Raw genomic sequence first — 12167 nt, 5'->3', positions numbered from 1 at the left:
AATAATTAATTACCACCTTTGTAACCAATGCCGTGATCGCCGTAGGAAAACGCCACGGCGACCTCCGGCATTAGCGTTGTGCCATCGTCGGCGCCGCGCACTCCGTGTTGCGACCCGGCTGCAAATACGGGGTCAGGATCGGCGCCATGCCCTTGAGCACTTGCACGGGCAACGCCGAGGTGAACTTGAATTGTTCCGCCGAGCGACCCGGCACGAACGCGGTCAAAGTGCCGAAGTGATGCTCGCCGATATAGAAGACGAAGGTCGCGGTGCGGTTGATCGACTTCGAACTCAGAATCCTGCCGCCAGAGCCAATCGCTTCGATACGGTTATCCCCGGTGCCAGTCTTGCCGCCCATGGCCAGCGGTGTGCCGTCCGGGGTTTTGAAACTGCCAGAGACCCGTTTTGCAGTACCGGCATCCACCACGTGGGACAAGGCTTCGCGCATGGCCGCAGCGACTTCTGAAGGCATCACGCGTTTGCCGACGTTGGGGGCGTTGATCACCTGGGTTTCATACGGTGTGTTGGCCGCAAAATGCAGACTGTCGATGCGCAGGGTCGGCATGCGGATGCCGTCGTTGAGGATGGTGCCGATCAGCTCGGCTAACGCGGCGGGGCGGTCGCCGGAGCTGCCGATGGCGGTGGCCAGTGACGGCACCAGGTGATCGAACGGGTAGCCGACTTTCTGCCAGCGCTGGTGAATGTCGAGGAACGCCTCGATCTCGAGCATGGTGCGGATGCGGCTGTCCCGGGCGCCTTTGTGTTTGCTCTTGAACAGCCAGCTATAAACTTCCTGGCGTTCGAACTGGCTGGCCTTGACGATCTCGCTCCACTTGGCGTCGGGGTGGCCCAGCAGGTAGCCGATCAGCCACAGGTCCAGCGGGTGGACCTTGGCGATGAAACCCTGGTCCGGCAGGTCATACGAGCCGGGGCCGTAACTCAGGTAGAGCCGTTCCAGGCGTTCGTCGGTGAGTTTTTCCGTGACTTTGGCGCCTTTGAGGTGCACGCGCACGAAGGTGTTGAAGGCGGCTTGCTCGGCGTCCGGGTAGAGGTAACGGTGCACGGCGGCCATGCGAATCGGGGTCGGGCGCATGCTGTCGAGGAAGGTTTCCAGGCGCGCGTCAGTGTCCTTGTTTCTGTACTTTTTCCAGAACTTGAGCAGGAACGACGTGCCTTCCTTGTCGGCGAACGACGCCAGGTATTCCTGACGGCGTGGGTCGCGGTCGTCCTTGAGCAGTTCGGCGCTGCTGTTGGGCCCGGAATAGGTGGTGTAGCGCACGATGTCGCGCATCAGCCGAATGAACGGCAGGTTGATCGACTCGCGGATGGCATCGCGCAGGGTCGGCATGCGGCCGTTGTCTTCGTTGCGGAAGTTGTGGAACACGTGCAACCCGCCACCGGTGAAAAACGCCTCGCCGGGGCTGGCCGAGTATTTGCGGTCAAGGGCGGCGCCGAGCATTTTCGGCAGGCTGCGGTCGGTGTTCTGGATCAGGTAATCGACCACCCAGCGGGTCAGGCGATCCTGATCCGGCACGTCGGTTTTCTTCAGCTCGGCCACGGTCTTGTCGCCGTACTTGTCGTGCAGCTCGGAGATGATCTGCAAGTAGGTGGTCAGCACCCGCATCTTGGCGGTGGAGCCCAGTTCCAGTTTGCTGCCTTCGTTGATGTCGAACGGTTGGTCGGTGCTGTCGGTCTGCACCCGCACGCGGGAGCCGTCCGGGGTCAGCTCGAACAGGGTAAAGCTGTAGCGCACCGCCTGGGTGCTCGTGGGGGTCAGCAAGCGTTCGCCGATCAGGCCGATCTGCCCGGCGAACACCGGGTCGGCCAGGTGCTTGAGGTATTCGGTGGCCTGGGCCTGCAAGTCACTTTGCAAGGTGCTGGTGGCCGACAGGTCGAGGCGGTCGAGGTCATACAGCGGACGGTTGAGCATCGACGCCAATCGGCTGCGGGCGGTGCTGATGCCTTTGTTGGTTTCGATCGGCTGGAGGGTCGGCTGGGTCTGCCAGTCGCGGTACGTCACTTGACTGGCCAGCGCCGAGGCGGCCAGTGGTGCATCGATGACATTGTTCAGGGCGAGCAGGCGAATGTGGCTGTCGGTGAGGTCGGCCAGTTCTTCGTGACCCTTGGTCAGGTAGTGGGAAGGGCGACGCTGGGCGATCATCAGCGACAGCATTTCCCGCAGGGCCAGGCCTTTGGCGGCCATGGTTTTTGGATCCGTGGCGGTGCTGGCCAGGGTTTCATTGGCCTTGTTGAAATCGGCGCCGTACCAGACCCGCAAACCTTCGGCCATGCCATGCACTTCACCGTGGCCGGGGACGGCCGACAGCGGCACGCTGTTGAGGTAATCACGCACCACGTTCTGCCGCACTTCCAGGGTTTGCGGCCCTGGCTGATAAGCCCGCACGCTGGCGGAAATCATCTGCCGGATCTTCTCCGCGCCGGACACGGTCAAGCCATCGGGGGAATGGCGGTACTTCTCCAGCTGCGTCGCCAGGGTACTGCCGCCGGCCGACTGCCCCGGCAGATGCATCAACTTGGCCACCTGGGACCATGCGGCCATGCCGAAGCGCGGCCAGTCCACGGCGGGGTTGGCCAGGGGCTGTTTGGGATCGAGCAGGAAACGGTTCTCGATGAACAGCAAGCTGTTGACCACCACCGGTGGAATCGACTCGAAACTGGAGTAGAGCTGCTGCGGGTAATTGAACTGATACAACGGCGCCGCGCGGCAATCGGTGATCGTCAGCCCGGCCTGGATCTTCTCCGAATAGGGCACGAAAAAGCCCTTGTCGGTGTAGTTCATCAACGCCGGGGAAAAACGGGCTTGCGCGGCAATCACATAGTTGCGCTTGAGCAGCCGAGGCAGAAAATCCCCCATGGCGCTGTAGCCCAGACGCAAGTCGAACGGACCGGCACCGGGGTAGCGAATCGCATCGCTCGGACCGGGTTGCACCTCATAACTCAGGGACGCGGCAAATTTGCTGACTTCCCGGGCCTGAAACTTCGACGTGCGCATTTCCTTGGCAGCGGCCAGGCCCAGCACCACCAGGATAATCAGCAACAACAACCAGAACGCCTTCCAGCCGTGCTTGGAGCGACGGGGTTTTTCAGGTAAAGGCGCATCATCCACACGTTCAGTCGGAACCACGGTTTTACTCGAATCGCTTTGCCATAACGCGCCCATAGTCGACTGATCCATTCACGCAGATTGATCGGACTTGTCTGAAGCTTAGACGGTGGTTGGCGATGGTGAAAAAATTGTGAATAGAGAAATTTCGAAATCGTATGGATGGTTGTTGTCACGGGGAACGAAGTTATTAAGTCGAACACTACCCTGTGGCGAGTGAGCTTGCTCGCACTGGGCTGCGCAGCAGACCCTTTGTATGAGCGCTGCGCACTCAAGCGGGAGCAAGCTCCCTCGCCACAATGAGCGGTGAGGTTTGGAAGTTTTGCTCGAAACCAGGATCGGATGCCGGCCACCAAAGCCATTCAGTCGAACACTGCCCCCTGTGGCGAGCGAGCTTGCTCGCGCTGGGCTGCGCAGCAGACCCTTTGTATGAGCGCTGCGCACTCAAGCGGGAGCAAGCTCCCTCGCCACAATGAGCGGTGAGGTTTGGAAGTTTTGCTCGAAACCAGGATCGGATGCCGGCCACCAAAGCCATTCAGTCGAACACTGCCCCCTGTGGCGAGCGAGCTTGCTCGCGCTGGGCTGTGCAGCAGACCCTTTGTATGAGCGCTGCGTTCTGAAGCGGGAGCAAGCTCCCTCGCCACAATGAGCGGTGAGGTTTGGAAGTTTTGCTCGGAACCAGGATCGGATGCCGGCCGCCAAAGCCATTCAGTCGAACACTGCCCCCTGTGGCGAGAGAGCTTGCTCGCGCTGGGCTGCGCAGCAGACCCTTTGTATGAGCGCTGCGCACTCAAACGGGAGCAAGCTCCCTCGCCACAATGAGCGATGAGGTTTGGAAGTTTTGCTCGAAACCAGGATCGGATGCCGGCCACCAAAGCCATTCAGTCGAACACTGCCCCCCTGTGGCGAGCGAGCTTGCTCGCGCTGGGCTGCGCAGCAGACCCTTTGTATGAGCGCTGTGCACTCAAGCGGGAGCAAGCTCCCTCGCCACGGAGCCTCAGAGGTTCTATCAAAGCCAGTAAGCATCCCAAAGCGGATAGTCGCCGATTTCCTCAACAAGCCCTGCACGTACCGGATTGGCGAGGATGTAATGAGCAAATGGCAGAAGTTCTTCACCATCGCGGATAGCGCGGTCGTGATAGCCGCTTTGCCAAAAAGCCCCCTGAGTGCCTGATGCTCGGTTAATGCTCAATGTGCTGCGGGATTTTATAGCTTGCATGAGTTGCGCCAGGGAACGCTGCTCAAGTTGTACCAGCCAATGAAAGTGGTCCGGCATGATGACCCAGGCAATCGAATTGACCCATTGTTGTTCATGGGCTCGCCTGAATTCAGCCACTAAGAGTCGTCCCAATCGCCAATCAGTGAAAACCTTACGACGTTGATATACGACGGCCGTGATCAGATAGCCTCGCCCTTGTTCTGAATATCGTCCATGACGTAGCCGATGGGAATTTGGATGTTTTTGCATTCCATTGCGTCCTTTTGCCTTGATCTGAAATGACCCTAGCCCGCCAGCTTCCTACTTGAGCCGGCAACTGCTGTATGAGAATTCCGAATCGGTTGAAGGACTCAATGTGGCGACCAGCAACTGTGGCGAGCGAGCTTGCTCGCGCTGGGCTGCGAAGCAGCCCAAAAAACAGCCACCGCGGCGTGTCAGGCAAAACTCATTGAAGGGTTGGCGCCTGCTGCGCAGTCGAGCGGGAGCAAGCTCCCTCGCCACAATGAGCGGTGAGGTTTGGAAGTTTTGCTCGAAACCAGGATCGGATGCCTGTCAGCAAGGTTATTCAGTCGAACACTGTCCCCCTGTGGCGAGCGAGCTTGCTCGCGCTAGGCTGCGAAGCAGCCCAAAACCAGCCACCGCGGTGTGTCAGGCAAAACTCATTGAAGGGTTGGCGCCTGCTGCGCAGTCGAGCGGGAGCAAGCTCCCTCGCCACAATGAGCGGTGAGGTTTGGAAGTTTTGCTCGAAGCCAGGATCGGATGCCTGCCAGCAAGGTTATTCAGTCGAACACTGTCCCCCTGTGGCGAGCGAGCTTGCTCGCGCTGGGCTGCGAAGCAGCCCAAAAAACAGCCACCGCGGCGTGTCAGGCAAAACTCATTGAAGGGTTGGCGCCTGCTGCGCAGTCGAGCGGGAGCAAGCTCCCTCGCCACAATGAGCGGTGAGGTTTGGAGTTTTGCTCGAAACCAGGATCGGATGCCTGTCAGCAAGGTTATTCAGTCGAACACTGTCCCCCTGTGGCGAGCGAGCTTGCTCGCGCTAGGCTGCGAAGCAGCCCAAAACCATCCACCGCGGTGTGTCAGGCAAAACTCATTGAAGGGTTGGCGCCTGCTGCGCAGTCGAGCGGGAGCAAGCTCCCTCGCCACAGGGACTCATCCTCTGTGATAGCCGTGTTAGAGCTTTAAAGGAGTAAACCCGACTAAGGTCGACCCATGACGATGCACCAATGCTGTGCAATACTCACCGCCGTTTTTCACGATGGCTATTGCGGCAAAAGCCAGTTAATGCCCCTCCGTAAACCGGGCTTTTAGCGAGAGTTCTGGCTGAATGTTGTGGTTTATAGAGTGAAAAACCCTGTCGGAAGCTTTTTATACTGCACGCCCCGCTGATCTTGCAGGTTTTGTCCTACAAGACGGGTTTGCCCAAAAGGCAGGCCCGGTTTCAGGCAAGCAACGGCTTATCGGTCGGCGCTTCGATGCTCGGTGGTCATATCCAATAACAAGACGAGGTTGTACCCCTATGCCAGCAGGCAATCATCTGCCCCAAGGCGAGACCGCTCAGGGCGGCCCGCTTAAACGCGAACTGGGCGAACGGCATATTCGCCTGATGGCGCTCGGCGCCTGTATCGGTGTCGGCCTGTTCCTCGGTTCGGCCAAGGCCATCGAAATGGCCGGCCCGGCGATCATGCTGTCCTACATCATTGGCGGTCTGGCGATCCTGGTGATCATGCGTGCCCTCGGCGAGATGGCCGTGCACAACCCGGTCGCCGGCTCCTTCAGCCGCTATGCCCAAGACTACCTCGGCCCCTTGGCCGGTTTCCTGACCGGTTGGAATTACTGGTTTCTGTGGCTGGTGACCTGCGTCGCGGAAATCACGGCGGTGGCGGTGTACATGGGCGTCTGGTTCCCCGACGTGCCGCGCTGGATCTGGGCGCTGTCGGCGTTGATCAGCATGGGCACCATCAATCTGATCGCGGTCAAAGCCTTCGGTGAATTCGAATTCTGGTTCGCCCTGATCAAGATCGTCACCATCATTGCAATGGTGATCGGCGGTATCGGCGTGATCGCGTTCGGCTTCGGCAACGACGGCGTGGCCCTGGGGATTTCCAATCTGTGGGCCCATGGCGGCTTCATGCCCAATGGCGTGCAAGGCGTGTTGATGTCCCTGCAAATGGTGATGTTCGCCTACCTCGGCGTCGAGATGATCGGCCTGACCGCCGGCGAAGCGAAGAACCCGCAGAAGACCATTCCCAACGCGATCGGCTCGGTGTTCTGGCGGATCCTGTTGTTCTACGTCGGCGCGTTGTTCGTGATTCTGTCGATCTACCCGTGGAATGAAATCGGCACCCAGGGCAGTCCGTTCGTGATGACCTTCGAGCGTCTTGGCATCAAGACCGCCGCCGGCATCATCAACTTCGTGGTGATTACTGCGGCGTTGTCGTCGTGCAACGGCGGCATCTTCAGCACCGGGCGCATGCTCTACAGCCTGGCGCAGAACGGCCAGGCCCCGGCCGGTTTCGCCACCACATCCAGCAACGGCGTGCCCCGTCGCGCGTTGCTGTTGTCGATCTTCGTGCTGTTGCTGGGCGTGCTGCTCAATTACATGGTTCCGGAGAAAGTCTTCGTCTGGGTGACGGCGATTGCCACCTTCGGCGCGATCTGGACCTGGGTGATGATCCTGCTGGCCCAGCTCAAATTCCGCAAAGGCCTGAGCGCCAGCGAACGGGCCGGGCTGAAATACAAAATGTGGCTGTACCCGGTCAGCTCGTACCTGGCGCTGGCGTTCCTGGTGCTGGTGGTGGGGCTGATGGCGTACTTCCCGGACACTCGGGTGGCGCTGTACGTGGGCCCGGCGTTCCTGGTGCTGCTGACGGTGTTGTTCTACGTGTTCAAGCTGCAGCCGACCAATGTGGCGCAAGGTGCGGTGCGTTCGGCTTCTTGAGTTGTAACGCCTGAAAGGCAAAAGCCCCGGTCCATTGGCCGGGGCTTTTTGTTTGGCACGCTTTCCCTGTGGCGAGCGAGCTTGCTCGCGCTGGGGCGCGCAGCGGCCCTAAATACGGCCACCGCAGTCGTTCAGGTGTATCGCATTCATCGGTTTGCGACTGCTTCGCAGCCGAGCGGGAGCAAGCTCCCTCGCCACAAAAGCACGGTGTAACTCAATTGACTGCTACCGCTTGCACCGGCCGGGTCAGGCGCTTGTTGAAATCCAGCCAGGCCCCCAACAACGCCATCAACCCGGCCCCCACCAGCGCGGTGAAGATCTGCATGGCAAACGCATCGTCGGTCATGGCATTGACCATGTCCGCCAACGGCGCCAACAGCACGCCCAGGCAGAAGATTTCCAGCGAGTAACGACCCATGCGGCAACTCTGCTGCGCCAGCCAGTTTCGGGTCCAGCCGTTGTCGGGCCACAGCTTGGCGGTGACGTAGGCCAGGGCCAGGAAATGCAGCAATCGCACCGGCGACAGGTCGGTCTTGCTGATCGGGTACAGCAGGTTGCTCAGCCACGCCGGCATCACGGCGTCGTGAATTTCCGGCCAGCGCCAGGTGATCGTAATCACCCCGGCGAGCACCGCGTACACCGCTGCGCTGACAAACAACGGCTGGCGTAGCAGCGGTCGAGTATCGGGCTGTCCCGGGCGCTGCCCATGCACAGCGGCGGCGCCACCGAGCACAAACAACAGTTGCCAGACCACCGGGTTGAAGTACCACACGCCATCCTTGATGGCGGCCAGGTTCCAGCCGAACCACGGCGCCAGCAGGTACACCGTTAACGACACCGCCACCACCGCCCATGCCTTGCGCAGCAGCAGGGGCAGCACCAACGGCAGACCCGCCAGCAGCACGATGTACAGCGGCAACGGGTCCATGAGGTTGGGTTTGAAGCGCAACAGCAACTCATCCGTCAGCGCCTGCTGGGGGTTGGTGATGAAGTGATGCATGCCCATTTCTTCCACCAGGTCACGGGTTTCCACGTGGCTGTTGGCGAAGAACACGATGCCCATCAGCATCGCCAGCAAAAAGATATGCACCACGTACAGCACCCAGGTGCGGCGCAGGATTTTCAGGCAGGCGACCAGATAACCGTCACGCTGGAGAATCTTGCCGTAGGCCAGCACCGCCGCGTACCCGGCGAGAAACACGAAAATCTCCGCGGCATCGCTGAAACCGAAGTTACGCGGGGTGATTTGGCCGAGGGGGTTGTGCGGCACGTGATCCCAGAAAATGAAGATCAGGGCCAGGCCTCGAAAAAAGTCGATGCGGTGATCGCGTTCAGACGTCATGACTGAGGGCTCTTGAACGGGTGTTGAAAAGGAGTACTACGCGGCACAAAAGGTTGCGCGCCGCGAATGGGCGGCGCGCAGGGTGGCGTGATTGGCGAGTAATTGCAAAGTCGGGATATTACGGGATATTGCCTGCTGTCACCGTCCGTCTTAAACGCGGTGATGAATGCCCGGCGCCGCGATCAAAGCTTCACGGGTTGAATGCAGTAACCCGAAGGGGCATCGACATGCGGATGGGCGATTGGCTCGACAGAGAACTCGGCGGTCGACGGGTCTGGCTGTGTTTTCTATTGGCGACCTTTGCCTACGTCCTGCCGTTGATCCTTGCGGACTATCCCTACATCGATGACAGTTGGCGTTCCCTGGCCGCCGGCATGGGCTGGTCGGAGGAGGGCCGCTTGTTCACCCAGCTGTTCTACAACTGGCTGACTTTCAGCGGTGCGGCGCCGAACATTTTCCCCTTACCCTTGCTGATCGCCATCCTGGCCATATCGTGGGCATTGACCCGCCTGACCTTCCACTACTTCGCCGAACCGACCCTGACCCATTGCCTGGTGGTGCTCGGGTTCTGGTACAACCCGTTCTTCCTGCAAAATCTGTCGTATCAATACGACGGGCCGGCCATGGCCCTGAGCCTGGTGGCAGTGATTTTTGCGATCACCTTTCGCAGTGCCTCGCGGGTCCAGCAACTGGTGGTGCCGGCGCTGCTGATTGCCCTGGCATTGGGGCTGTATCAGGTCAGCATCAATGTGTTTCTCGGCTTGTGCGCCCTGGAGTTGCTGCGCGGCGCCAACGCCAAACTGCCCTGGCCCGAGTGGTGGCGGTTGATCGGCTGGAACGCCGCGCAAGTGGCGCTGGCCTGGTTGATCTACTTCGCCACGGCGGGCGCCTATATGAATCAGCACCGCACCCAACTGTTGAAAGGGGAAGTGGCGCCACTGCTGCAAATCGAAACCAACACGGCCCGGGTGTTGGAAAAGGTCATGTTGCTGTTTCACGGCGGCTTCGGCTGGGTGTTCGCGGGGCTGCTGCTGTGTGCGGTGGCCGGCGCTGTCCTGCTCATCGGACGGCAGGAAACGGGGCCGAGGAAAACCGTGTTGGGGTTTGTTTGTTTATTAATTATTCCGGTCGTGGTGTTTCTGGTACCCGGCGCCGCGCTGTTTTTCCGTGACTTCAATGAAGGCGCCCGGACCCTGGTGGGGTTTTCCGTGGTGCTGCTGTTGCTGTTCTACTTCAGTCACCTGGCGTTGACGGTCTTGCACCCACGACTGCCGCTGCTGTTGCTGATCCCGCTGCTGGCCATGCTCTCGCTGTCCTTCGCCTATGGCCGGGTGCTGGTAGTGCAGAAGACCTTCGCCAACACCGCGCTCAACGCCCTGAGCTACGACATCGCCTCCCGCCCGGCCCTGCGCGATGCCAAACGCATTTACCTGTCGGTGACTTACTCCGATCACTGGCTGATCGGTGCGGCCGGTTCCTTCAAGCACTTGCCGGTGCTGCGTTATTTGCTGAACACCGACTACTACATGCTCGCCGAGAACTTGCCCAAGGCCGGCATCACCAATGTGGTGGCCGAGCGGGAGCGGCGCAATGCGACGCGGGTCGGGTATCAGGGGTTTGTGCCATTGGTGGATAGCCAGTACTACCGCATTTATTTGCTCGGGGATTACGGTTTTATTGTCATGAAAGAGCCGGCACCCATTACTGAGATTCAGTGGTGAGCGATGACCACGGACTGCGGTAAGCCGTAACACCCCATGTAGCAGCCGGACGCAGAATTCACCAGCTGCTACAGAGCGCGTGTTTCGCCTGGGCATTAATCCATGAGCGTGGTGCTGAAACTCTTAAGCCGCCGCCACTTCCCCCGGCTCAAAACTATCCGCCCGCGCCATCTGCCACATCCGCGAATAAAACTCGCCGTTCACTTCCCCGGTCAACAATTCCCCCGGCTTCAAGAACACATGCAACTGCGAGAACAATTTGATCTCGGTCGCGGACATGCGCCGTACCAAATGCTTGGCCGACAACTGCGAAGGATGTTCCAGCCCTGCCGCCGCCAGCATTTCAGCCAACGCCTTCAAGGTATTGCGATGAAAGTTGAACACCCGCTGCGCCTTGTCCGGCACCACCAATGCGCGCTGACGCAGAGTGTCTTGAGTCGCCACGCCGGTCGGGCATTTGTTGGTGTGGCAGCTTTGCGACTGGATGCAGCCGATGGCGAACATGAAGCCGCGCGCGGAGTTGGCCCAGTCGGCGCCGATGGCCAGGACGCTGGCGATGTCGAAGGCGCTGACGATTTTGCCGCTGGCGCCGAGTTTGATTTTGTCCCGCAGGTTCAGGCCCACCAACGTGTTGTGTACGAACAACAGGCCTTCGCGCATCGGTACGCCGATGTGGTCGGTGAATTCCACCGGTGCCGCGCCGGTGCCGCCTTCCTTGCCGTCGACGACGATGAAGTCCGGGAGGATGCCGGTTTCGAGCATGGCTTTGGCGATGCCCATGAATTCCCATGGATGGCCGAGGCAGAACTTGAAGCCCACCGGTTTGCCGCCGGACAGTTCGCGCAGTTGCTGGATAAAGTGCATCAGTTCGATCGGCGTGGAAAACGCGCTGTGCCGTGAAGGCGAGATGCAGTCTTCGCCCATCATGATGCCGCGGGTTTCGGCGATTTCCTTGGTGACTTTGTGCTTGGGCAGGATGCCGCCGTGGCCGGGTTTGGCGCCTTGGCTCATCTTGATTTCGATCATGCGCACTTGCGGCGTCTGAGCCTGGGCGGCGAAGCGTTCCGGATCGAAGCGGCCGTCGGCGGTGCGGCAGCCGAAGTAGCCGCTGCCGAGTTCCCAGGTCAGGTCGCCGCCGTTTTCCCGATGATAGGCGCTGATGCTGCCTTCGCCGGTGTCGTGGGCGAAGTTGCCAAGCTTGGCGCCCTGGTTCAACGCGCGAATGGCGTTGGCGCTGAGGGAGCCGAAGCTCATGGCCGAGATGTTGAACACCGACGCCGAGTACGGCTGAGTGCACTGCGGGCCACCGACCATCACGCGGAAACCGCTCGGGTCACTCAACGGCGCCGGGCGCATGGAGTGGCCGATGAATTCGAAGCCCGACTGGTACACATCGATCAGCGTGCCGAAGGGTTTGTCGGCGCTTTCGTTCTTGGCCCGGGAATACACCAGCGAACGCTGGGCCCGGGAGAAGGGCAGGGCGTCGCTGTCGGATTCGAGCAGGTATTGGCGGATTTCCGGGCGAATGCCCTCGACCAAGTAACGGATATTGCCCAGGATCGGGTAGTTGCGCCGCACGGCGTGGGGACTTTGCAGCAAGTCGAACAGGCCGACGAGGCTCAGCACACCGGTGACGGCGGTGATCGGCCAGAGCCAGTCGTGTTGCAGGAAGGGCAGGCTGGCGAGGGTAAAGATCACACACGCGGCAAAGAAGGCGTAGCGGCTCAGGAGTGACAGGCTCATACGGGTTCCCTGGGTTCGGACTCGGTTACGTTCAACACGCGATCCCTGTAGGAGCGAAGCTTGCTCGCGTAAGCGGTGTG

At 60.3% G+C, this 12167-nt stretch carries 6 protein-coding genes; 2 read left to right on the top strand and 4 right to left on the bottom strand.

The features are described from left to right. Positions 1-70 precede the first annotated feature (70 nt). Together ACY4LX_RS27325 and ACY4LX_RS27320 are read right to left on the bottom strand one after the other, a co-directional pair. On the bottom strand, positions 71-3181 hold the full coding sequence (locus tag ACY4LX_RS27325) for a transglycosylase domain-containing protein (RefSeq protein ID WP_463260649.1): 3111 nt from the start codon (positions 3179-3181) through the stop codon (positions 71-73). Positions 3182-4133: 952 nt separating this feature from the next. Further along, complete coding sequence (locus tag ACY4LX_RS27320) at positions 4134-4592, bottom strand: REP-associated tyrosine transposase (RefSeq protein ID WP_133840163.1); 459 nt, start codon at positions 4590-4592, stop codon at positions 4134-4136. A 1267-nt stretch (positions 4593-5859) separates the two neighbouring features. Here ACY4LX_RS27320 and ACY4LX_RS27315 point away from each other — a divergent pair. Next, positions 5860-7281 carry an amino acid permease gene (locus tag ACY4LX_RS27315; RefSeq protein WP_054613646.1) on the top strand — a complete coding sequence of 474 codons (1422 nt, stop codon included), beginning with the start codon at positions 5860-5862 and terminating at the stop codon, positions 7279-7281. A 214-nt stretch (positions 7282-7495) separates the two neighbouring features. On the opposite strand, the gene ACY4LX_RS27310 is transcribed toward ACY4LX_RS27315, so the two are convergent. Next, positions 7496-8623 carry an OpgC family protein gene (locus ACY4LX_RS27310; RefSeq protein ID WP_463258371.1) on the bottom strand — a complete coding sequence of 376 codons (1128 nt, stop codon included), beginning with the start codon at positions 8621-8623 and terminating at the stop codon, positions 7496-7498. A 227-nt stretch (positions 8624-8850) separates the two neighbouring features. On the opposite strand from ACY4LX_RS27310, the gene ACY4LX_RS27305 reads away from it, so the two are divergent. Continuing rightward, positions 8851-10344, top strand: coding sequence for a glucosyltransferase domain-containing protein (locus ACY4LX_RS27305; protein ID WP_463258370.1), 1494 nt, complete (start codon positions 8851-8853; stop codon positions 10342-10344). Positions 10345-10467: 123 nt separating this feature from the next. Here the strand turns inward: ACY4LX_RS27305 and ACY4LX_RS27300 are convergent, their stop codons facing one another. Beyond that, entirely contained in the window at positions 10468-12087 is a 1620-nt protein-coding gene (locus tag ACY4LX_RS27300; protein ID WP_123410296.1) for an FMN-binding glutamate synthase family protein, read from the bottom strand. Between the last annotated feature and the right edge of the window lie 80 nt (positions 12088-12167).

The organism is Pseudomonas sp. Emmai, assembly GCF_055179735.1.
Note: the sequence above shows the minus strand (reverse complement) of the source record. Positions and strands in the feature narration are given on the sequence as shown.